General features: G+C 52.6%; 15 protein-coding genes. 12 read left to right on the top strand and 3 right to left on the bottom strand.

All coding sequences use genetic code 11. The features are described 5' to 3' along the window. Positions 1-723 precede the first annotated feature (723 nt). Together rcsD and rcsB are read left to right on the top strand one after the other, a co-directional pair. Entirely contained in the window at positions 724-3,393 is a 2,670-nt protein-coding gene (gene rcsD / locus AC3ITF_RS07455; RefSeq protein WP_115257941.1) for a phosphotransferase RcsD, read from the top strand. Positions 3,394-3,409: 16 nt separating this feature from the next. Continuing rightward, entirely contained in the window at positions 3,410-4,060 is a 651-nt protein-coding gene (gene rcsB / locus AC3ITF_RS07450) for a response regulator transcription factor RcsB (protein ID WP_045445418.1), read from the top strand. Between the two features lie 114 nt (positions 4,061-4,174). On the opposite strand, the gene rcsC is transcribed toward rcsB, so the two are convergent. Further along, the gene (gene rcsC / locus AC3ITF_RS07445) at positions 4,175-7,021 is read right to left on the bottom strand and encodes a two-component system sensor histidine kinase RcsC (protein ID WP_181491153.1); all 2,847 of its coding nucleotides are present in this window, start codon (positions 7,019-7,021) and stop codon (positions 4,175-4,177) included. Positions 7,022-7,188: 167 nt separating this feature from the next. Here rcsC and atoS point away from each other — a divergent pair, with 167 nt between their 5' ends. From atoS to AC3ITF_RS07415, 6 genes are all read left to right on the top strand, one after another. Beyond that, positions 7,189-9,027, top strand: a complete 1,839-nt coding sequence (atoS, locus tag AC3ITF_RS07440; RefSeq protein WP_174360349.1) for a two-component system sensor histidine kinase AtoS — start codon at positions 7,189-7,191, stop codon at positions 9,025-9,027. Continuing rightward, entirely contained in the window at positions 9,024-10,409 is a 1,386-nt protein-coding gene (atoC, locus tag AC3ITF_RS07435) for an acetoacetate metabolism transcriptional regulator AtoC (RefSeq protein ID WP_115257938.1), read from the top strand. Before atoS ends, atoC begins: the two co-directional genes overlap by 4 nt. Before the next feature lie 196 nt (positions 10,410-10,605). Next, the gene (gene atoD / locus AC3ITF_RS07430; protein ID WP_135911701.1) at positions 10,606-11,265 is read left to right on the top strand and encodes an acetate CoA-transferase subunit alpha; all 660 of its coding nucleotides are present in this window, start codon (positions 10,606-10,608) and stop codon (positions 11,263-11,265) included. Positions 11,266-11,267: 2 nt separating this feature from the next. Beyond that, complete coding sequence (locus tag AC3ITF_RS07425) at positions 11,268-11,918, top strand: 3-oxoacid CoA-transferase subunit B (RefSeq protein ID WP_115257936.1); 651 nt, start codon at positions 11,268-11,270, stop codon at positions 11,916-11,918. Further along, positions 11,915-13,237, top strand: coding sequence for a TIGR00366 family protein (locus tag AC3ITF_RS07420; RefSeq protein ID WP_181632067.1), 1,323 nt, complete (start codon positions 11,915-11,917; stop codon positions 13,235-13,237). Before AC3ITF_RS07425 ends, AC3ITF_RS07420 begins: the two co-directional genes overlap by 4 nt. 30 nt (positions 13,238-13,267) lie before the next feature. Next, positions 13,268-14,452: an acetyl-CoA C-acetyltransferase gene (locus tag AC3ITF_RS07415; RefSeq protein ID WP_489176273.1), complete on the top strand. Its 1,185-nt coding sequence runs from the start codon at positions 13,268-13,270 to the stop codon at positions 14,450-14,452. Positions 14,453-14,495: 43 nt separating this feature from the next. Here the strand turns inward: AC3ITF_RS07415 and gyrA are convergent, their stop codons facing one another. After that, on the bottom strand, positions 14,496-17,132 hold the full coding sequence (gene gyrA, locus AC3ITF_RS07410) for a DNA topoisomerase (ATP-hydrolyzing) subunit A (protein ID WP_096756410.1): 2,637 nt from the start codon (positions 17,130-17,132) through the stop codon (positions 14,496-14,498). 158 nt (positions 17,133-17,290) lie between these two features. Between gyrA and ubiG the strand changes: the two genes are divergently transcribed. The 4 genes from ubiG to yfaE all read left to right on the top strand — a co-directional run bounded on the left by ubiG (position 17,291) and on the right by yfaE (position 22,171). Beyond that, on the top strand, positions 17,291-18,019 hold the full coding sequence (gene ubiG, locus AC3ITF_RS07405) for a bifunctional 2-polyprenyl-6-hydroxyphenol methylase/3-demethylubiquinol 3-O-methyltransferase UbiG (RefSeq protein ID WP_096756409.1): 729 nt from the start codon (positions 17,291-17,293) through the stop codon (positions 18,017-18,019). A 369-nt stretch (positions 18,020-18,388) separates the two neighbouring features. Next, positions 18,389-20,674, top strand: a complete 2,286-nt coding sequence (nrdA, locus tag AC3ITF_RS07400; protein ID WP_096756408.1) for a class 1a ribonucleoside-diphosphate reductase subunit alpha — start codon at positions 18,389-18,391, stop codon at positions 20,672-20,674. 112 nt (positions 20,675-20,786) lie between these two features. Continuing rightward, the gene (nrdB, locus tag AC3ITF_RS07395; RefSeq protein ID WP_096756407.1) at positions 20,787-21,917 is read left to right on the top strand and encodes a class Ia ribonucleoside-diphosphate reductase subunit beta; all 1,131 of its coding nucleotides are present in this window, start codon (positions 20,787-20,789) and stop codon (positions 21,915-21,917) included. Next, the gene (gene yfaE / locus AC3ITF_RS07390; RefSeq protein ID WP_096756406.1) at positions 21,917-22,171 is read left to right on the top strand and encodes a ferredoxin-like diferric-tyrosyl radical cofactor maintenance protein YfaE; all 255 of its coding nucleotides are present in this window, start codon (positions 21,917-21,919) and stop codon (positions 22,169-22,171) included. The genes nrdB and yfaE overlap by 1 nt, the downstream gene beginning before the upstream one ends. Before the next feature lie 3 nt (positions 22,172-22,174). Here the strand turns inward: yfaE and AC3ITF_RS07385 are convergent, their stop codons facing one another. Next, the gene (locus AC3ITF_RS07385; RefSeq protein WP_489176272.1) at positions 22,175-23,365 is read right to left on the bottom strand and encodes an MFS transporter; all 1,191 of its coding nucleotides are present in this window, start codon (positions 23,363-23,365) and stop codon (positions 22,175-22,177) included. Positions 23,366-23,569: the final 204 nt, after the last annotated feature.

Here is a 23,569-nt window from a genome sequence, read left to right as displayed (position 1 = left end):
ATATGCCTTTATTGCTTTTTTTATGCCACTGCATACTGATTACGTTCATTAACCAGTCGGCAACTTCATTCTCCGCAAAAACACAGAATAATCCAACACGAATATGATACTAAAACTTTAAAGGTGTTTCATTTATCTACATAGATGTTTCAAAATGTTAATATCAGGGAACTTTTTAAAAATCAAAAAATGAGCAAAATAAGCACAAATAGTCAAGAAACATACATATAACGATATAAATCAACTAATTGCATTCAAAAAACTCATAGCACTGAATGACAAAACAAAATCTTCACTCGCAACTAAAATAGCACTGCTATCATCATTAACTTTATTTATTACCGTCATTCATTCTTGAATGTCTGTTTACCCCTATTTCAACCGAATGCTCTGCGTTCGGTTTTTTTTTACCCTAATTTACACAAAACTGACAGTCCTGTGCTACCAACCAAAAACTATAACAATTATTAACTATTTCTTTGTGTATTAATCACACCTAAGCTTATCTAATAATTTCTTGTTATTTAATGCTAATTTCTTAGGTTCAAAATTTCTATTTGTACCTGACACGGTGGGCTGTACAGATTGACCACGGCGTGACGAAGCAAGATGTGCGGTAAACACATGCCATGCGTCCGGTGCTGCGAGAGTATGGCAATTCATCCATTACCCTTTATACTGCCCCTTCATCTTAAGCATCGTTCTAACAGGTCTTAAACACGAATGAGTCAGTCAGACACAACGGCTTCTACCCGATTTTCCCTACTTCCGGGAAGTATTACCCGTTTCTTCTTATTACTGATCGTTGTGCTGTTAGTGATGATGGGCGTGATGGTCCAGAGCGCGGTCAATACCTGGCTAAAAGATAAGAGCTATCAGATTGTCGATATCACGCATGCCATCCATAAACGAGTAGATACCTGGCGGTACGTCACGTGGCAAATTTATGACAATATTGCCGCCACCCCGCAATCCGCCACAGCGGATGGACTACAAGAAACCCGTTTGAAACAAGATATCTACTATCTTGAGAAACCACGCAGAAAAACCGAAGCGCTTATTTTTGGCTCGCATGACAGCTCAACGCTGGAGATGACCCAGCGTATCTCAACCTACCTGGATACCCTGTGGGGAGCCGAGAATGTCCCATGGTCAATGTATTATCTCAATGGCCAGGACAACAGCCTGATCCTGATTTCGACGTTGCCACTGAAAGATCTGACCTCCGGCTTTAAAGAGTCGACGATTGGTAATATCGTCGATTCGCGCCGTGCAGAAATGCTACAGCAGGCCAATGCGCTGGATGAACGTGAAAGCTTCTCCTCGCTGCGCCGCCTGGTCTGGCAAAACGGCCATTACTTCACACTGCGTACCACCTTTAATCAGCCGGGACATCTGGCCACCGTGGTGGCGTTTGACCTGCCCATTAATGATCTGATCCCGCCAGGCATGCCGCTGGACAGTTTTCATCTGGAACCTGATGCCACCTCAACGGTCGAGCACAGTAATGAAAAAGAGTCGCCTGACAGCGTCAGTATCAGCTTCAATAACGCCAAAATTGAGATTTCATCGGCGCTAAACTCAACGGATATGCGACTGGTCTGGCAGGTCCCGTTCGGTTCATTGCTGCTCGACACCTTGCAAAATATCCTGCTGCCGCTGTTGCTGAACATCGCATTGCTGGCACTGGCGTTGTTTGGCTATACCACCTTTCGCCACCTCCCTGCCCGCTCGACCGACGTAGCGCCAAACCTTGCCGCCAATAATGAATTACGCGTTTTGCGAGCAATCAACGAAGAGATTGTTTCACTGCTGCCGCTGGGCTTATTGGTGCACGACCAGGAGGCTAACCGTACGGTCATCAGCAATAAAATTGCCGACCACCTGCTGCCGCATTTGAATTTGCAAAACATAACTAGCATGGCTGAGCAGCATCAGGGCGTGATCCAGGCCACCATTAATAATGAACTGTATGAAATCCGACTGTTCCGCAGCCAGATATCACCGCGTACGCAGATCTTTATTATTCGCGACCAGGACAAAGAAGTGCTGGTGAATAAAAAACTGAAACAAGCCCAGCGCCTGTATGAGAAAAATCAGCAGGCCCGCGCCGCATTTATGCAGAATATCGGCAGTGCCCTGAAAGATCCGGCCAGAATACTGGCCGTTAATGCCGCCGCACTCAATACGCCTGACAGCCAAAAACTGGCAAATCAGGCCGATGTGCTGGTGCAAATGGTTGATGAAATTCAGTTGGCCAATATTCTCGAGAGCGACAGCTGGAAAAGCGAGTCCACGCTGTTCTCCGTTCAAACGTTAATTGATGAAGTGGTGCCTGACGTTCTGCCGGTCATTAAACGCAAAGGCCTGCAGCTGCTGATTAAAAATAACCTCAGCGCCAGCGATGAACGCCGCGGCGACCGTGACGCCCTGCGCCGTATTCTGCTGCTGTTGATTCAATACGCGGTAACCACCACGCAAATTGGGAAAATTACCCTCGAAGTTGACCAGGATGAATCAGAGGCAGAGCGCCTGACCTTCCGTATTCTGGATACTGGTGAAGGCGTAACGTTGAATGAAATTGATAATCTACATTTTCCGTTCATCAATGAAACGCAGGGCGATCGCTATGGCAAAGCCAACCCGCTGACGTTTTGGCTATGCGATCAGCTGGCCCGTAAACTGGGCGGGCACCTGAATATCAAAGCGCGTGAAGAACTTGGAACGCGTTATATCGTCCATGTTAAAATGCCGCTGCATGACCAACATGCTGACATTGAAGAGCGCCTGTTGGATGACGTCTGCGTGATGGTTGATGTCACCTCCAGTGAGGTACGTAGCATCGTATTACGTCAGCTAGAAAACTGGGGAGCCACCTGCATCACGCCCGATGAACGGTTGAGTAGTCAAGAATATGATCTCTTTTTAACTGATAATCCGTCTAATCTTACTGCCTCGGGCTTGCTTTTAAGCGATGATGAGTCTGGCGTACGCAAAATTGGCCCTGGTCAGCTGCGCGTCAACTTTAATATGAGCAATGCTATGCAGGAAGCTGTCCTCGAGCTAATAGAAGAGCAGCTGGCGCAGGAAGAGATCCAGGAAATCCCCCTCGGCGGAGATGAAAACGCCGAACTTCATGCCAGTGGTTACTATGCACTCTTTGTAGACACAGTACCGGATGATGTTAAGAGGTTGTATACTGAGGCGGAAACCAGCGATTTCGCTGCGTTAGCCCAAACCGCCCATCGCCTGAAAGGCGTGTTTGCCATGCTTAATCTGGTACCCGGCAAGCAGTTATGTGAAGCGCTGGAACATCTTATTCAAGAAAAAGATGCTCCAGGTATAGAAAAGTACATCAGCGACATTGACACTTACGTCAAGAGCTTGCTGTAGCAAGGTAGCCCAATACATGAACACTATGAACGTAATTATTGCCGATGACCATCCGATTGTACTGTTCGGTATTCGTAAATCACTTGAGCAAATCGAATGGGTGAACGTTGTCGGCGAATTTGAAGACTCCACTGCACTGATCAACAATTTGCCGAAATTAGACGCGCATGTGTTGATAACCGATCTCTCTATGCCGGGAGATAAATACGGTGACGGGATCACGTTAATTAAATACATCAAACGCCATTTCCCGAGCCTGTCGATCATCGTCCTGACCATGAACAACAACCCGGCGATCCTCAGCGCGGTGCTGGATCTCGACATTGAAGGGATCGTGCTGAAACAGGGTGCGCCAACGGATCTGCCAAAAGCACTGGCGGCGCTGCAAAAAGGCAAGAAATTTACCCCAGAAAGCGTTTCTCGTTTGCTGGAGAAAATCAGTGCCAGCGGGTATGGTGACAAACGTCTTTCGCCGAAAGAGAGCGAAGTTCTGCGCCTGTTCGCGGAAGGTTTCCTGGTCACTGAAATCGCCAAAAAGCTCAACCGCAGCATTAAAACCATCAGTAGCCAGAAAAAGTCCGCGATGATGAAACTGGGCGTTGAAAACGATATCGCCCTGCTTAATTATCTCTCGTCCGTGACGCTAAGCCCGTCCGACAAAGACTGATTCCTTTTACCATCAACATGCCTGATGGCGCTACGTTTATCCGGCCTACGAACGATACCTCATTGAGGTATGTTCCGTAGGCCGGATAAGGCAAACGCCGCCATCCGGCATTTTTTATCCCCGCGTTTTTCTCACTCTTTCCGCATACACCGTCAGCGTCTGCTTCAGCACATCCAACGTCACCGGCTTGGATAAGCAACTATCCATCCCTGACTCCAGACAACGCTGCTTCTCTTCTGCCAGTGCGTTCGCCGTTACGCCAACCACCGGCAGTGTGAGCCCCAGCTGACGAATGCGTTGCGTCAGGCGGTAACCGTCCATATTCGGCATGTTGACGTCGCTCAACACGATATCGATATGATTTTTGCTCAACACATTGAGCGCATCCACACCGTCATTGGCGGTTTTGCACTGATACCCCAACGATCCCAACTGATCGGCCAACAAGCGGCGGTTGATCGGATGATCGTCAACCACCAGAATCATCATGTCATCGTGGGTACTGCCGATTTTATCCGGGGCAGGCAGCGCGCTGGAGAGATTTTCATCCTCCAGCTCAACGCGATATATATGCGCCAGCAGCGCAGGCAGCTCGTGCGGTGAGGCCACGCTGTGCACCCACTCACCCGGCGCTCTCTCCTGCGGAATGCCGATATGTCGGCGACAGAAAATCACCGCGGCGCGTCCCTGCCATGCCTGTTCCTGAATATCATCGGCAATCAGCACGTCATCAGCGTCGGGTTGCTGACCTTCATAGCGCAGCACCGTCATCCCGTTACGCGTCAGACTGGCTTCGATAAAGCGATACAGTGAAGCATTACGTACCGCCAGCCAGCAGCGGGTATTGGCCAGCCCTTCCACACTTTTCTTCAGCGGATACTGCGCACCATACAGTGGAATACGCACCGTAAACTGGCTGCCCATTCCGGGTTCGGAATCGACGGATATATCACCATCCATCATGCTGATCAATTTTTCACAAATCGCCAGCCCCAATCCGGTCCCCTGGAAATTACGCTGAACCCCGGTGCCGACCTGAAAGAACGGATCGAACAGACGCACGACTTCTTTGGCCGGAATGCCCACGCCGGTATCACGTACGCGAATACTGAGATAATCACCATGACGCTGCACATGCAGCACAATGCAGCCGGTATCGGTGAACTTAATCGCATTGCTCAACAGATTAGAGATCACCTGCTGCAAGCGCATGGGATCGCCATTCAACGCCACCGGCACATCCGGTTCGATGAAACAGTACAATCCCAGCTGCTTACGTACCACCAGCGGCAGGTAGTTGGCCGTTATGTGGTTCATCACCTCGCGCGGTGAAAACTCACGCGGCTCAATCTTAAGCTGTTCAGATTCAATTTTTGAGAAGTCGAGAATATCGCTGATAATTTTCAGCAGCAGGCTGGAGGAGTTGTTCATCGCCGTGACCAACCGATCGACACCACTCGGCAACTCTTTGGTTTGCAGCAAATCCAGGTTGCCGATAATGCCGTACAGCGGCGTACGCAGCTCATGGCTGACCGTGGCGAGGAACATCGATTTAGACTGGCTAGCCTGCTCCGCTGCCTGCGCCATCTCCTGCAGCGACTCTTCCATTTTGACACGTGCGCTAACATCAACCAGTACGCAAATCGCCACGTTTTCATTGCGATAGCGCGAATGCACAAAGCTGATTTGCAGATTGGTATTATTGCTGGTGAGCACATCAACGAAATTAACCTGCTGACCGCAGATGATCTGTGTTAGCCGCTGCCTGTCCTCGTGGGTCAACATATTCAGATAGGTATGCGCCAACTCGTTACTCAGGATGTTAATACCGTCGATAGTGCGCAGAATACAAATACCGACTGGCGCAGAGGCAACAATTTTACGGTTAAACTGTTCATGTTCTTCCAGACGCTGGGCATCGCTTTCCGCAGGGATAAAAATACGTCGCTCATACATACGTGCCAGCATAAACAACGCCGCGCCCACCAGCACATTCAACAGAATAGCGTTGAGGATCAACATGCGAATACGTTCCAGCACCAGATCGACCGGGACGGAATACACAATACTGAGCGATGATGGCGGCAGATTTTTCTTCAGCACCAGCTCGCGAAAACCCGGCGTATAACCAAACCAGGAACGCTCCTGCATCCAACGCGGTTCAGCTTTGATCGTCCCCTCAGGGCCAGCCAGCGAAATCAGCGCGTGACCATTTTCATCAAGGATAGTCACGCCCATCGGCAGATTGCCCGGCGTGAAGAAGTTTTCCATACGAATCGGCTGCTCAACGCCGAGTAGCGCCTGCAGGCGATTAGCCAGATACACCGGCGTCAGCGCATAAAAATAGCCCACGCCCGGACGCGGCCCCTGGCTTATCCAGAACAGGTTATTGCCGTTTTCGTCCTGCGGCGCATTGCGGTACTTAACGATGCGTTCATGCAACGCTTTCAACGCCTCATCGCGTTCCACGGGCATATCACGCAGACCAAAGTTGGCCATACACAGGTTATCGCTGCCGATCAGAAACACGCGATTTAAGTCATAGGCGGCGGAGAAATTGTCGCGCCAGTAGCGCATAAACCACGCCAGCGATTCCAGTGAACCACGCCAGGCGTTGCCCATCACCGCACAGTCGGAATCAGCAAACAGCGGCTCAAAATTGGGCACCACGGTTTTGTCATCCCGCGCCCGCAGCGACATCACGCCGTTTTCCGCTGTTAAGCGGTTCTCTGCAATATATTTCAGCTCTTTGATCACATCAGACGTGCGCTGAATGTAGCGCTGCGCCTGATCGGAGCTAAGCGTAAACTCCTGACGGATCTCCGATTCTCGCTGATGCAGCGCATTCACAATGTAGAACACACTCGCAAAAGCAATCAGAAGCCAGACCAGCAGCGCCAGCGCTCTGAACAGGTAGCGTGAGACTTTTAGGGTTGCATGAACAGAAGCAAGGTATTTCAAAGGGGCGAAGCTCCGCCTCAGGGTATGAATAAGTGTGGTTAAGGTAGCGGTAAATGCCCGGCGTCGCAATGCCCTCTCTTTACGGGAATATGATACACCGCTGAGAAAACATTATCTTAACCCCTGATAATCGTCGTTTGACTTAAATACCTTGTACGGATGTCAGAATGCCCGACCTGAAATGGCTGACGCGTCGTTTAACCCCGCGACGTTTACGCAACCAAATGATCATGATGGCCATTCTGATGGTGACAGTACCGACGATATCCATTGGTTATATCGTAGAAACCGAAGGCCGTTCAGCAGTCTTATCTGAAAAAGAGAAAAAACTGTCATCAGTGTTAGCCCTGCTAAACGATGCCTTGGGCGATCGTTTTAGCGACTATGCAAATTTGCCGCGTGACGCGCGCATTCGTGCGCTTAATCAGGCGCTGGGCCCCATCACCGAGCGCATCACACAGGCGTTTCCCGGCGTGGGCGCGGGCTACTACCACAAAGCCCTCGATGCCGTGATCACCTACTCCCCTTCTGCGCTTTATCAGGGCAATGTGGGACTCACTATCTCACCTGACCACCCAGGACGTGACGTGATGAGCACCCAGTCGGCCATCGTCGTCTCAGGCCAACAGGTGCGCGGCGACATCCTTAATTCAATGCTACCGATCAAACGTCATGGTGAGGTTATTGGCTATATCTGGGCCAACGAACTGACGGAAGATATTCGCCAGCAAGCGAGAAAAATGGACGTCAGAATCGTCGCCGTGCTGGCGGCAGGACTGCTCATCAGCCTGCTGCTGATCGTGCTGTTCTCCCGCCGTCTCAGCGCCAATATCGACATCATCACCGACGGTCTGTTAACGCTGGGACAAAAAACGCCAACCCGACTGCCAGAATTGCCCGGCGAACTGGGGCAAATTAGCCGCAGCGTCAATGCGCTGGCGCAAACGCTGCTGGAAACCAAAACCCTTAACGATCTGATTATTGAAAACGCCGCCGACGGGGTGATTGCTATCGACAGGCAGGGTGATGTCACCACGATGAACCCCGCAGCGGAACAAATTACCGGTTACACGTTGCATGAGTTAGTCGGGCAACCTTATGCCAGGATTTTTTCCAACACCCCATTTTCCAGCCCGGTGCTGGATACGCTGGAACATGGTACCGAACATGTCGCTCAGGAAGTCAGCTTTCCCGGACGCGACCGTGTCATTGAGATAAGCGTAACTTCCAGCCGGATCCATAATGCACACGGTGAACTGATCGGCGCATTGGTTTTCTTCTCCGATTTAACCGCCCGTAAAGAGACCCAGCGGCGACTGGCACAAACTGAACGGCTTGCCACCCTCGGCGAACTGATGGCCGGAGTGGCTCATGAAGTGAGAAATCCGCTGACGGCAATCCGTGGTTATGTGCAGATTATCCGCCAACAAACGACCTTGCCGGAGCATCAGGAATATTTATCCGTGGTGCTGAACGAGATTGACTCAATCAACAGGGTCATTCAGCAACTGTTGGATTTTTCTCGTCCGCGACGCAGCAAATGGCAGCAGGTACAGCTCAATACGCTGATTGCAGAAACGCTGATCCTGGTTCAAACCGCTGGTATTCAGGCGCGCATTAATTTTACCACGGAGTTACACCCCAACCTGCCGGCGATCGTTGCCGATCGCGAGTTACTTAAGCAGGTGATCCTCAACATTTTAATCAACGCGGTACAAGCCATCAGCGCACGCGGTGACATTAAGATCCGTACCTGGCAATACGCGGCGTCACAACAGGCGGTGACCATCGAGGATAACGGCTGCGGCATCGATATTGCGCTGCAGAAAAAAATATTTGATCCGTTCTTCACCACCAAAGCCTCGGGAACAGGGCTTGGTCTGGCCCTCAGCCAGCGGATTATTAACGCCCATCAGGGCGATATTCGCGTCGCCAGCATGCCGGGCTGCGGTGCAACCTTCACCCTTATTTTACCGACTCATCCGCAGGAAACCCCGTCAGAATGAAAACCACCTACCGTATTCTCATCGTTGATGATGAAGCCAATGTTTGCCGTATGCTGACTACCGCGTTTTCTCTGCAAGGACATGAGACGCACAGCGCCTGCGACGGTGAGGCTGGCCTGGCGCTGTTTAACGAAAAGCAGCCTGACGTAGTGTTGATGGACATTCGCATGCCGGTCATGGACGGTATTGAGGCACTGAAAGCCATGCGTACTCAGCAACCGCGTATCCCCGTCATTTTGATGACTGCTTACGCTGAAGTCGAAACGGCGGTAGAAGCCTTACGCAGCGGCGCATTTGATTACGTGATCAAACCTTTCGATCTGGATGAGCTTAACCTGGTTATCCAGCGCGCGTTGCAGCTACAGGCGATGAAGCAGGAGATCCGCAACCTGCATAAAGCGCTAAGCACCAGCTGGCAATGGGGGCATATCCTGACCAACAGCCCGCTAATGCAGGATATCTGTAAAGATACGGCGAAAATCGCCCTCTCGCAGGCCAGCGTGTTGGTAAGCGGTGAGAGCGGCACCGGAAAAGAGCTGATCGCCCGGGCGATCCATTACAACAGCAGACGCGCCAACGGCCCTTTTATCAAAATCAACTGCGCCGCCCTGCCGGAATCGTTACTGGAAAGCGAGCTGTTCGGTCATGAAAAGGGGGCGTTTACCGGGGCGCAAACGCTACGCCAGGGTTTATTCGAACGCGCCCATCAGGGTACGCTTTTCCTTGATGAAATTGGCGAAATGCCACCAGGCCTGCAGGCGAAGCTGCTGCGCATTTTGCAGGAAAGAGAATTTGAACGCATCGGCGGGCATCAAACCATTCGCGTCGATATCCGCATTATCGCCGCCACCAACCGTAGCCTGCAAACAATGGTGAAAGCAGGCACTTTCCGCGAAGATCTGTTTTATCGTTTGAATGTCATCCACCTTCAGCTGCCACCGTTACGTGAGCGGCGGGAAGATATCGCCCTGCTGGCCAACCATTTTTTACAAAAATTCAGTTCTGAGAATCAGCGCGATATCATCGATATCGACCCAACAGCAATGTCGATCCTCAGTGCCTGGTCGTGGCCGGGCAATATCCGTGAACTCTCCAATGTGATTGAACGCGCGGTGGTAATGAACACCGGCGCGGTGATTTTTGCCGACGATCTTCCCGACCAGTTCCGTTCACCCGTCAGCGCAATAACCGAAGTAAAACCCACTCAAACGGGGGAACGTAGCCTGAAAGAAGAAATTAAACGCGAGGAAAAACGGATCATCGTGGAGGTTCTTGAACAACAGGACGGAAACCGCACCCGCACGGCGCTGATGCTGGGTATCAGCCGACGCGCCCTGATGTATAAACTTCAAGAATATGACATCGACCCGACAGGGGTTTGAGACAGAAAGTTGCTATGCAGAATTTTGCACACTGCGCAAAACTCTGCATAGCCCCCCCATCACTATCACATAGCCTGAGAACAAATAACCCTACAGATTCAATGAATTAACGATATTCCTTTCTATTTCACCATTCTGGCATCCCGCTTGCAATTCCCTGATGTACCCAAAATGGACCAGGCAACAGGGAAATAGAATGAAAACAAAACTTCTTACCTTACAAGACGCTACACATTTCTTTCGCGACGGCATGACCATCATGGTCGGGGGCTTTATGGGCGTAGGTACCCCACCCCGTTTGGTTGAAGCTTTACTTGAGTCCGGCGTCAGAGACCTGACACTTATCGCTAACGATACCGCCTTTGTCGATACCGGGATCGGGCCGCTGATCGTCAATGGCCGTGTGAGCAAAGTGATTGCTTCGCACATTGGCACCAATCCTGAAACCGGTCGACGCATGATTGCCGGTGAAATGGAGGTTCAACTGGTGCCGCAAGGTACCCTGATAGAGCAAATCCGCTGCGGCGGCGCCGGGCTTGGCGGTTTTCTGACACCTACCGGCGTCGGCACCATTGTCGAAGACGGCAAGCAGACCCTGACGCTTGATGGCAAAACCTGGCTGCTTGAACGCCCGTTGCGTGCAGACCTGGCGCTGATTCGTGCGCACCGCGCAGACATGCTTGGCAACCTCACCTATCAACTCAGCGCGCGCAATTTCAACCCACTGATCGCCCTTGCCGCCGACCTCACGCTGGTGGAGCCGGATGAAATGGTCGAAATAGGTGAGCTTCTCCCTGACCAGATAATCACCCCCGGCGCCGTTATCGACCACATCATTTCCCCTCTGGAGGCCTGATTATGGATGCTAAACAACGTATTGCGCGCCGCGTAGCGCAAGAACTTCGTGACGGCGACGTGGTGAACTTAGGTATCGGTCTGCCGACGATGGTCGCCAACTACCTGCCAGCCGATATTCACATTACCTTGCAGTCCGAGAACGGTTTTCTCGGGTTGGGTCCGGTCACCACCGCCCATCCCGATCTGGTCAACGCCGGTGGGCAACCGTGTGGTATTTTGCCCGGTGCCGCAATGTTTGATAGCGCCATGTCATTTGCGTTAATTCGCGGCGGCCATGTGGATGCCTGTGTCCTCGGTGGGTTGCAGGTTGATGAACAGGCTAACCTCGCCAACTGGGTGGTTCCCGGTAAGATGGTGCCCGGTATGGGCGGCGCAATGGATCTGGTCACCGGCGCGCGTAAAGTCATTATCGCCATGGAACATTGTGCGAAAGATGGCGCGGCTAAAATTCTCCGCCATTGCACCATGCCACTAACGGCCCAGCACGCGGTACATATGCTGGTCACCGAACTCGCCGTTTTCCGCTTCATTGACGGTAAAATGTGGCTGACAGAAATCGCGGAAGGCTGCGATATCACCGCCCTGCGTGAGAAAACCGACGCACAATTTGCTGTCGCCACCGATCTGGTCATCCTGCGAGGTGACGTATGATTGGCCGTATGTCACGCTTTATGACGCGTTTCGTCAGCCGCTGGCTGCCCGATCCGCTGATCTTCGCCATGCTGCTGACGCTGATAACGTTCGCCATTGCGCTGTGGTTGACGCCGCAAACACCGATCAGCATGGTCAAGTTCTGGGGAGACGGCTTCTGGAATCTGCTGGCATTTGGTATGCAGATGGCGCTGATCATCGTCACCGGCCACGCGCTGGCCAGCTCCGGTCCGGTTAAAAGTCTGCTGCGCACCGCCGCTTCAGCCGCTAAAACCCCCACTCAGGGCGTTATGCTGGTGACATTCTTTGCCGCGGTCGCCAGCGTCATCAACTGGGGCTTTGGTCTGGTGGTGGGAGCGATGTTTGCTCGTGAAGTCGCCCGTCGGGTACCCGGCTCTGACTACCCGCTGCTGATTGCCTGCGCCTACATCGGCTTTCTGACCTGGGGCGGCGGCTTCTCCGGCTCAATGCCGTTGCTGGCAGCAACGCCGGGCAACCCGGTCGAGCACGTTGCCGGGTTAATTCCGGTCAGCGACACTCTGTTTACCGATTTCAATATTTTCATCACTCTGGCGCTCATTGTGGTCATGCCGTTCATCACACGCATGATGACGCCGAAACCGTCTGATGTGATCAGCATCGATCCAAAATTATTGCTGGAAGAAGATGATTTCCAGAAGAAACTCCCGCCAGACGCACCGCCGTCCGAGCGTCTGGAAGAGAGCCGTATTCTGACGCTGATCATTGGCGGACTGGGGATTGCTTACCTGGCACTGTATTTCGCCGACAAGGGTTTCAACCTCACCATCAACACCGTCAACCTGATGTTTATGATTGCCGGTCTGCTGCTGCACAAAACGCCAATGGCCTATATGCGTGCCGTCAGCGCCGCCGCCCGCAGCACCGCGGGGATCCTGGTACAGTTCCCCTTCTACGCCGGGATCCAACTAATGATGGAGCATTCCGGTCTCGGCGGGCTGATTACCGAATTCTTCATCGACGTCGCCAACAAAGACACCTTCCCATTAATGACCTTCTTCAGTTCCGCGCTGATTAACTTTGCCGTGCCATCAGGTGGCGGACACTGGGTTATTCAGGGACCGTTCGTGTTGCCTGCCGCGCAGGCGCTCGGTGCCGACCTGGGTAAATCGGTGATGGCCATCGCCTACGGCGAGCAGTGGATGAACATGGCGCAACCGTTCTGGGCATTACCTGCGCTGGCTATCGCCGGGCTGGGCGTGCGCGACATTATGGGCTACTGCATCACCGCCCTGCTTTTCTCCGGCGTCATTTTCGTCATTGGATTGACCTTGTTCTGACGGCAACCACTTATTTAAGGGAACAGAAAAATGAAAAATTGTGTCATCGTCAGTGCGGCGCGTACCGCAATTGGTAACTTTAATGGTTCACTGGCCACCACCGGCGCCGTCGAACTCGGAGCCACCGTGATTAAAGCCGCGCTAGAGCGCGCCCGCCTTGACCCACTCCGGGTTGACGAGGTGATCATGGGCAACGTGCTGCAGTCTGGTTTAGGACAGAACCCGGCACGCCAGGCGCTGTTAAAAAGCGGTCTCGCCGACACCGTATGCGGTTTTACCCTCAACAAAGTGTGCGGCTCGGGCCTCAAAAGCGTGGCGCTTGCCGCTCAGGCAATCCAGGCCGGACAGGCTCAGGCAATTGTCGCCGGTGGCATGGAAAACATGAGCCAGGCACCGTATCTGTTAGACGCCAAAGCCCGATGGGGATATCGCCTCGGGGACGGACAGTTGTCAGATGTAATCCTGCGCGACGGTCTGATCTGCGCCGAGCATGGCTACCATATGGGGATCACCGCTGAAAACGTTGCCAAGGAGTATGGCATTAGCCGGGAGATGCAGGATGAACTGGCGCTGATGTCGCAGCGTAAAGCGGTATCGGCAATAGAGTCAGGCGCATTTGAGGCAGAGATCGTCCCGGTGAGTGTGGTATCGCGGAAAAAAGCGATCATGTTTGATCGTGATGAATTCCCCAAAGCCGACTCTACGGCGGAAGGCCTTGCCGCATTACGTCCGGCCTTCGACAAAGCGGGTACCGTCACGGCCGGTAACGCTTCGGGGATCAACGACGGTGCCGCCGCGCTGGTAATCATGGAAGAAGCGACGGCGCTGGCTGCTGGGCTGAAGCCGCTGGCGCGGATCAAAGCCTATGCCGGCGGCGGCGTCGCACCCGCCATCATGGGCATGGGGCCGGTTCCGGCGACGCAAAAAGTGCTGCAACTGAGCGGGCTTCAATTGTCTGATATCGATCTGATTGAGGCCAATGAGGCGTTTGCCGCACAGTTTCTGGCAGTAGGGAAAACGCTGGGATTTGATGCACAAAAGGTGAATGTCAACGGCGGAGCAATCGCGCTTGGGCACCCTATCGGCGCCAGCGGGGCGCGTATTCTGGTCACGTTGCTTCACGCGCTACAAGCGCGGGATAAAACCCTCGGACTGGCTACGCTGTGCATCGGCGGCGGTCAGGGGATTGCAATGATTGTGGAAAGGATGAACTAAAAAAAAGGGCCGGATTTCTCCGGCCCTTCTCATTACGACTTAATTACTCTTCTGCGTCATCCGCCGCATCGTCATCGCTTTCTGCTTCAGGCGCGATATCGTCGTCCCCTTCCGCAGCGCTTCCGTCGATAGAATCCAGTTCTTCGTCATCAACCGGTTCAGCTACACGTTGCAGACCCACCACGTTTTCATCATCCGCCGTGCGGATGAGGATAACGCCCTGGGTGTTACGCCCAACCACGCTGATTTCCGACACGCGAGTACGCACCAACGTACCAGCATCGGTGATCATCATGATCTGGTCGCTATCGGTCACCTGCACCGCGCCAACAACGGAACCGTTGCGTTCGGTGACTTTGATGGAGATAACGCCCTGCGTCGCACGCGACTTGGTCGGATACTCTTCTGCCGCAGTACGCTTACCATAACCATTTTGCGTCACGGTCAGGATAGCGCCTTCGCCACGTGGAATAATCAGAGAAACGACTTTGTCTTCGCCCGCCAGTTTGATACCACGTACGCCGGTCGCAGTACGACCCATCGCACGAACGGCGTCTTCTTTGAAGCGCACCACTTTACCCGCGGCAGAGAACAGCATCGCTTCGTCAGACCCGGAGGTCAGATCCACGCCAATCAGTTCGTCGCCTTCATTCAGGTTAACCGCAATAATACCGGCTGAACGTGGACGGCTGAACTCGGTCAGCGCCGTTTTCTTCACGGTACCGCTAGCGGTTGCCATAAAGACGTTCACGCCCTCTTCGTACTCGCGTACCGGCAGAATCGCGGTGATACGTTCGTTGGCTTCCAGCGGCAGCAGGTTGACGATTGGACGTCCACGCGCACCACGGCTCGCTTCCGGCAGCTGATAGACCTTCATCCAGTACAGACGACCACGGCTGGAGAAGCACAGGATCGTGTCGTGGGTGTTGGCCACCAGCAGGCGGTCGATGAAGTCTTCTTCTTTAATTCGTGCTGCTGATTTACCCTTACCGCCACGACGCTGTGCTTCGTAATCGGTTAACGGCTGATATTTAACGTAACCCTGGTGAGACAAGGTCACGACAACATCTTCCTGGGTGATCAGATCTTCGATATTGATGTCAGCGCTGTTGGCGGTGATTTCAGTGCGACGCTCATCACCGAACTGCTCGCGAACCAGCTCCATCTCTTCACGGATCACTTCCATCAGGCGATCGGCGCTGCCCAAAATGTGCAGCAATTCAGCGATCTGCTCCAGCAGCTCTTTGTATTCGTCGAGCAGTTTTTCATGCTCAAGGCCGGTCAGTTTCTGCAAGCGCAGATCCAAAATCGCCTGGGCTTGCTGTTCAGTCAGGTAGTACTGACCGTCACGCACGCCAAACTCAGGTTCCAGCCATTCAGGACGGGCAGCGTTATCACCGGCACGTTCCAGCATCGCCGATACGTTACCCAGCTCCCACGAACGGGCAACCAGTCCGGCTTTCGCTTCAGCCGGGGTCGGCGCACGACGGATCAGTTCAATGATCGGATCGATGTTGGCCAGTGCAATCGCTAACGCTTCAAGGATGTGGGCACGATCGCGGGCTTTACGCAGTTCAAAAATAGTACGGCGAGTAACCACTTCACGACGGTGACGCACAAACGCAGCGATAATATCTTTCAGGTTCATGATCTTCGGCTGACCATGGTGCAGCGCAACCATGTTAATACCGAAGGAAACCTGCAGCTGGGTCTGGGAGTAAAGGTTGTTGAGAACCACTTCCCCGACCGCGTCACGTTTGACTTCAATCACGATGCGCATACCGTCTTTATCAGACTCGTCACGCAGCGCGCTGATGCCTTCAACGCGTTTGTCTTTTACCAACTCGGCAATTTTCTCAATCAGGCGCGCTTTGTTCACCTGATACGGAATTTCGTGCACGATGATGGTTTCACGACCGGTTTTCGCGTCAGCTTCAACTTCCGCGCGGGCGCGAATGTACACTTTACCGCGACCAGTACGATAGGCTTCTTCAATACCACGACGACCGTTGATGATCGCGGCGGTCGGGAAGTCCGGGCCTGGGATGTGTTCCATCAGCCCTTCAATGCTGATGTCTTCATCGTCAATGTAGGCCAGACAGCCGTTAATCACTTCTGTCAGGTTGTGCGGCGGAATGTTGGTCGCCATACCTACCGCGATACCGGACGAACCGTTCACCAGCAGGTTAGGAATTTTGGTCGGCATGACGTCCGGAATGCGTTCGGTGCCGTCATAGTTATCGACGAAATCAACCGTTTCTTTTTCCAGGTCAGCCATCAGCTCGTGGGCGATTTTCGACATACGGATTTCCGTATAACGCATCGCTGCGGCGGAGTCGCCATCGACAGAACCAAAGTTACCCTGACCATCCACCAGCATGTAACGCAGGGAGAATGGCTGCGCCATACGAACAATGGTGTCGTAAACGGCGGTATCACCATGAGGGTGGTATTTACCGATTACGTCACCAACGACACGGGCAGATTTTTTATAGGCTTTATTCCAGTCGTTGCCCAATACGTTCATGGCGTAAAGTACGCGACGGTGAACCGGCTTCAGGCCATCTCGGACGTCCGGCAGCGCACGGCCAACAATGACCGACATCGCATAATCCAGATACGAGCTCTTCAGCTCTTCCTCAATGTTGACCGGTGTAATTTCTCTCGCAAGGTCGCTCATCTAACCGCTATCCCTCTACTGTATCCCGGATTCAAAGGTCGCAAATTATAACACATCCGTGCAGATTCAGGTAAATGGATTCCCCCTGAGAGAGGCTTTATTCATCCTGCCAGGCTGATATACTCGTTTGTATTGCTAATTAAGGAGTAGAAGCCCCAATGAATGCCGAAAAAGCCCCGGTGACTCAGAACGTTGACCATGAAGAAATTGCCAAATTTGAAGCAGTCGCGTCGCGCTGGTGGGATCTTGAAGGTGAATTTAAGCCTCTGCACCGCATTAACCCGCTGCGTCTGGGTTATATCACCGAGCGCTCAGGCGGGCTGTTTGGTAAAAAAGTGCTCGACGTCGGCTGCGGCGGCGGCATTCTGGCTGAAAGCATGGCGCGCGAAGGCGCGACGGTCACCGGCCTGGATATGGGTTTTGAACCGCTACAGGTGGCAAAACTGCATGCGCTGGAAAGTGGCATTCAGGTGGAATACGTACAAGAAACTGTGGAACAACACGCCGAAAAACATGCACACCAGTATGACGTGGTGACCTGCATGGAGATGCTGGAACACGTACCGGATCCGCAGTCGGTGGTCAGAGCCTGCGCGCAGTTGGTGAAACCTGGCGGCGAGGTGTTTTTCTCCACGCTCAATCGCAACGGCAAGTCGTGGCTGATGGCAGTGGTTGGCGCGGAGTACATTCTGCGCATGGTGCCCAAAGGCACGCATGATGTGAAAAAATTTATTAAGCCTGCGGAATTGTTACAGTGGGTTGATCAGACAGTGTTAAAAGAGCGCCACATGACCGGCCTGCACTACAACCCTATCACCAACACCTTTAAGCTGGGTCCAGGCGTGGACGTGAACTATATGGTGCACACCACCGCGAAAGCCGAGTAACTTATCTGCACGCCTGATGACGTTTCGCTTATCAGGCGTACAAACTCTGTGCCAGATCATATAACGTAATCGCTCTTCGATGAAGAAATCAGCACTCGATCAAATTTTCTATTTTTTTTCTCAATTATTGACATCCTCGCCAGGCCTTATAAGACGCGCACTTAGCGATTATTACCCTTTTGCAACCTCAATTTAACGCCAAAATCAACTCTTGTACTGAAAAGAATCCCTACTAGAATACTCACCATATAGCGTCTATCTTATCAAACAACCCCTACATATAGTATTTATCCACAGACTTAGTCACAACATGGCACTGTGGATAATACGGGGGATATTTTTTTCTTTCACGGACAGGTAAAAAACCACATGAATCAGAGTCTGCTGGTGACAAAGCGTGATGGTAGTACAGAGCGCATCAATCTCGACAAAATCCACCGAGTTCTGGATTGGGCGGCAGAAGGACTGAATAACGTATCGATTTCTCAGGTCGAGCTTCGCTCCCACATTCAGTTTTATGACGGCATCAAGACTTCCGATATTCACGAAACGATTATCAAAGCCGCCGCCGATCTGATCTCCCGCGATGCACCGGATTATCAATATCTGGCCGCTCGTCTGGCGATTTTCCACCTGCGCAAGAAAGCCTACGGTGAGTTCGAACCGCCAAAACTGTATGACCATGTTGTTAAAATGGTTGAGATGGGCAAATACGACAATCATCTGCTGGAAGACTACACGGAAGAAGAGTTCAAGCAGATGGACTCGTTCATCGAACATGACCGCGATATGACCTTCTCCTATGCTGCCGTGAAGCAGTTAGAAGGCAAATATCTGGTACAAAACCGCGTCACCGGTGAAATTTACGAAAGCGCTCAGTTCCTCTATATTCTGGTAGCAGCTTGCCTGTTCTCGAACTACCCGCGTGAAACCCGTCTGGAATACGTTAAGCGTTTCTACGACGCCGTTTCGACGTTTAAAATTTCGCTGCCAACGCCAATCATGTCTGGCGTGCGTACCCCAACCCGTCAGTTCAGCTCTTGCGTGCTGATCGAGTGCGGCGACAGCCTGGATTCCATTAACGCGACCTCCAGCGCCATCGTGAAATACGTTTCCCAGCGCGCCGGTATCGGCATCAACGCTGGACGCATTCGTGCGCTGGGTAGCCCGATTCGCGGCGGTGAAGCGTTCCACACCGGCTGTATCCCGTTCTATAAACACTTCCAGACTGCGGTGAAATCCTGCTCTCAGGGCGGCGTACGCGGCGGTGCGGCCACGCTGTTCTACCCGATGTGGCATCTGGAAGTTGAAAGCCTGCTGGTACTGAAAAACAACCGTGGCGTCGAGGGCAACCGCGTACGTCACATGGACTACGGCGTACAGATCAACAAGTTGATGTACACTCGCCTGCTGAAAGGCGGCGACATCACCCTGTTCAGCCCGTCTGACGTTCCGGGCCTGTACGACGCGTTCTTCGCCGATCAGGACGAATTCGAGCGCCTGTACACCCAATACGAAAACGATGACAGCATTCGTAAACAACGCGTAAAAGCGGTTGAGCTGTTTTCGCTGATGATGCAGGAACGCGCCTCTACCGGTCGTATCTACATTCAGAACGTTGACCACTGCAACACCCACAGCCCGTTTGATCCTGCTATCGCACCAGTGCGCCAGTCCAACCTGTGCCTGGAAATCGCGCTGCCGACCAAACCGCTGACCGACGTTAACGACGAAAACGGTGAAATTGCCCTGTGTACGCTCTCTGCCTTTAACCTCGGCGCTATCAACAGCCTCGACGAACTGGAAGAGCTGGCCGTGCTGGCGGTACGTGCACTGGATGCGCTGCTGGATTATCAGGATTATCCGATCCCGGCAGCTAAACGCGGTGCCATGGGTCGCCGTACGCTGGGTATTGGCGTGATCAACTACGCTTACTGGCTGGCGAAGAACGGTAAACGTTACTCTGACGGCAGCGCCAATAACCTGACCCACAAAACCTTTGAAGCCATTCAGTATTACCTGCTGAAAGCCTCGAATGAGCTGGCTAAAGAGCAAGGCGCGTGCCCGTGGTTTAACGAAACCACCTATGCCAAAGGTATTCTGCCGATCGATACCTACAAGAAAGATCTGGATGCCATCGTCAACGAACCGCTGCACCACGACTGGGAAGCGTTGCGTGAATCGATCAAGACTCACGGTCTGCGTAACTCCACACTCTCTGCTCTGATGCCGTCTGAGACCTCTTCGCAGATCTCCAACGCCACCAACGGCATTGAGCCACCGCGCGGTCACGTGAGTATCAAAGCCTCGAAAGATGGCATCCTGCGTCAGGTAGTACCGGATTACGAACACCTGAAAAATGCCTATGAACTGCTGTGGGAAATGCCCAATAACGACGGCTACCTGCAACTGGTTGGCGTGATGCAGAAGTTTATCGATCAATCGATTTCAGCCAATACCAACTACGATCCGTCCCGCTTCCCGTCAGGGAAAGTGCCGATGCAGCAATTGCTGAAAGACCTGCTCACCGCCTACAAATTTGGTGTCAAAACGCTGTATTATCAGAACACCCGCGACGGTGCTGAAGATACTCAGGACGATATGGTGCCGTCTATCCAGGACGATGGCTGCGAAAGCGGCGCATGTAAGATCTGATGAATAATGCCGGGTGGCGCTACGCTTACCCGGCCTACGATTGCACGGTTTGTAGGCCGGATAAGGTGCTTGCACCGCCATCCGGCGCTCATCCCACAAAGGATTCACATCAATGGCATACACCACTTTTTCACAGACGAAAAATGACCAGCTTCTGGAACCGATGTTCTTCGGCCAGCCGGTGAACGTCGCGCGCTATGATCAGCAAAAATATGACATCTTCGAAAAACTGATCGAAAAGCAGCTCTCTTTCTTCTGGCGTCCGGAAGAGGTCGATGTTTCTCGTGACCGCATTGACTTTCAGGCGCTGCCAGAACATGAAAAACACATTTTTATCAGCAACCTGAAGTACCAGACCTTACTGGACTCCATTCAGGGGCGCAGCCCGAACGTGGCGTTGTTGCCGCTGATCTCGATCCCTGAGCTGGAAACCTGGGTGGAAACGTGGGCCTTCTCCGAAACCATTCACTCACGCTCTTACACCCATATCATCCGTAACATTGTTAACGATCCGGCGGTGGTGTTTGACGATATCGTCACCAATGAGCAGATTCAGAAGCGTGCGGAAGGCATCTCCAGCTACTACGACGAGTTAATCGAGATGACCAGCTACTGGCATCTGCTGGGCGAAGGTACGCACACGGTCAATGGTAAGACGGTTGTCGTGAATCTGCGCGAGCTGAAGAAGAAACTGTATCTGTGCCTGATGAGCGTTAACGCACTGGAAGCGATCCGCTTCTACGTCAGCTTCGCCTGCTCTTTTGCTTTTGCCGAGCGCGAACTGATGGAAGGCAACGCGAAAATCATTCGCCTGATCGCCCGTGACGAAGCCCTGCACCTGACCGGGACCCAGCATATGCTGAACCTGTTGCGCAGCGGCGTAGACGATCCGGAAATGGCAGAGATTGCCGAAGAGTGTAAACAGGATTGCTACGACCTGTTCGTACAGGCCGCTGTGCAGGAAAAAGAGTGGGCTGATTACCTGTTCCGCGACGGTTCGATGATTGGCCTGAACAAAGATATTCTGTGCCAGTACGTCGAGTACATCACTAACATTCGTATGCAGGCCGTAGGGCTTGACCTGCCGTTCCAGACGCGTTCGAACCCCATTCCGTGGATCAACACCTGGCTGGTGTCCGATAACGTGCAGGTTGCACCGCAGGAAGTGGAAGTCAGCTCTTATCTGGTCGGGCAAATCGATGCCGAAGTCGATACCGACGATCTGAGTAATTTCCAGCTCTGATGGGCCGTATTACCCTGCGCATCTCTGGCACGCAGCTGCTGTGCCAGGATGAACATCCTTCCCTGCTGGCCGCGCTTGAATCGCACAATGTTGAGGTCGAGTATCAATGTCGTGAAGGCTACTGCGGCTCCTGCCGTACCCGCCTGGTAGCGGGTCAGGTTGACTGGATTGCAGAGCCTTTGGCCTTTATTCAGCCGGGTGAGATACTGCCCTGCTGTTGCCGGGCAAAGGGTGATATTGAGATTGAGATGTAACGCCTAGTGAACTTCATGCGCGGAGACCAGCACCACGTCTCCGCGTTTTTTCATCTGCATGATGTACAGAGCTCCGGCAAGAACCACCAGCACGGCACCGACCAGATAAATCGCCCGATACCCCACGCCTTCTACCATCATCCCCATAATAAATGCCCCAATCGCCATTCCCGCATCCATTGCGTTGAAAAAAAGCGAATTGGCGATGCCAATTTTATGCGGCTCTACCGCGCTAATAATTTGCGTCTGGAACACCGGTGTCACCGAGCCGTAGCCAATGCCAATCAGCCCTCCGGCAATAATCATCATGATGCTGCCGTGGGTATATCCGAGCACCACAAGCCCTACGGTAAAGGCGACCAGGCACGGGTAAACCACGTATTTCGGTCCTTTTTTATCACAAATATTGCCGGTAAACGTTCGGCAGATCATCAGGCTGACAGCGTAGCAAAGCAGGAAGTTACTGGCGGCGGCCATCAGATCCAGCTCGCGTGCATACAGCGCCAGGAAGGCAGATACCCCGGCGTAGGAAAAGGTCATGAAGAAGGTCACCATGGCAAAAGGCAAGGCGGCACGGTCAAACATGGCGGCAAACCCCAGCTTAGGCTGCGAGCCATCGGCATGACGAATCACCGGCGGCACGGCAACAATCAATGACAGCACAATACCCACCGCCGCTACCGCTGTACAAAGCCAGAACGCGGAAGTAAAGGCCTCCCAGCGCGCCATGTTCAGACCCACCCATGGCCCAACGACCATCGCCAGTCCCATAGCTAAAGAGAAAAAGCTGATGCCCTCCCCACGTCGGGAGGCCGGTATCAACCGCGCGGAAATCGTCCCTTTTACCGTAGTAATAACGCCAAACGTGACACCATGAAGCACCCGAATAAACAGCAGTGATTCAATTGAATGGCAAACAGGATACAGCGCAGTGACCACCAAAAAGGCCAGAGAAGAGAGCACCAGAATCGTTTTATTCGAATATTTCCCCACCCATTGTCCGGCAAACGGACGTACCACAATGGCGGCCCCCAAAAAGAAGGTGACTAATAAACCCGCCTTATCAGGGGTCGCATGGAGACGCTCCAGGATATAGATCGGCAACAGCGTCAACAGGACATAAAAAACAAAAAAGATAATAAAGCTGATAATCGTGATGGCCCAAAAATCTTTCGTCCACAATTTTTCTTTCATACTCGGCAACCTGTCCCGACGGCGCACGCAGGCAACGCTCAGAGCGACTGAACAACGGACAGGTGCGTCAAAATGTGATTTATCCCCGTCATAGTTCACGTTGCTTATGTGTCGGCTACGCAAATTATTTTGGGTATTTAAGGTAGAAAGTCAGTATAAACAGGCTTATTTTATTAGAGAAATTAATCATTTTAATGGTATTAA

The sequence above is a fragment of the Citrobacter sp. KH_055_1 genome, assembly GCF_057838705.1.
Note: the sequence above shows the minus strand (reverse complement) of the source record. Positions and strands in the feature narration are given on the sequence as shown.

Bases quoted from the DNA above. Each gene is read 5' to 3' on its own strand.
- rcsB (WP_045445418.1), top strand. From the start codon at position 3,410: ATGAACACTATGAACGTAATTATTGCCGATGACCATCCGATTGTACTG.
- rcsD (WP_115257941.1), top strand. From the start codon at position 724: ATGAGTCAGTCAGACACAACGGCTTCTACCCGATTTTCCCTACTTCCG.
- AC3ITF_RS07415 (WP_489176273.1), top strand. From the start codon at position 13,268: ATGAAAAATTGTGTCATCGTCAGTGCGGCGCGTACCGCAATTGGTAAC.
- yfaE (WP_096756406.1), top strand. From the start codon at position 21,917: ATGGGCCGTATTACCCTGCGCATCTCTGGCACGCAGCTGCTGTGCCAG.
- AC3ITF_RS07420 (WP_181632067.1), top strand. From the start codon at position 11,915: ATGATTGGCCGTATGTCACGCTTTATGACGCGTTTCGTCAGCCGCTGG.
- atoD (WP_135911701.1), top strand. From the start codon at position 10,606: ATGAAAACAAAACTTCTTACCTTACAAGACGCTACACATTTCTTTCGC.
- atoS (WP_174360349.1), top strand. From the start codon at position 7,189: ATGCCCGACCTGAAATGGCTGACGCGTCGTTTAACCCCGCGACGTTTA.
- gyrA (WP_096756410.1), bottom strand. From the start codon at position 17,132: ATGAGCGACCTTGCGAGAGAAATTACACCGGTCAACATTGAGGAAGAG.
- nrdA (WP_096756408.1), top strand. From the start codon at position 18,389: ATGAATCAGAGTCTGCTGGTGACAAAGCGTGATGGTAGTACAGAGCGC.
- atoC (WP_115257938.1), top strand. From the start codon at position 9,024: ATGAAAACCACCTACCGTATTCTCATCGTTGATGATGAAGCCAATGTT.
- AC3ITF_RS07385 (WP_489176272.1), bottom strand. From the start codon at position 23,365: ATGAAAGAAAAATTGTGGACGAAAGATTTTTGGGCCATCACGATTATC.
- AC3ITF_RS07425 (WP_115257936.1), top strand. From the start codon at position 11,268: ATGGATGCTAAACAACGTATTGCGCGCCGCGTAGCGCAAGAACTTCGT.
- nrdB (WP_096756407.1), top strand. From the start codon at position 20,787: ATGGCATACACCACTTTTTCACAGACGAAAAATGACCAGCTTCTGGAA.
- ubiG (WP_096756409.1), top strand. From the start codon at position 17,291: ATGAATGCCGAAAAAGCCCCGGTGACTCAGAACGTTGACCATGAAGAA.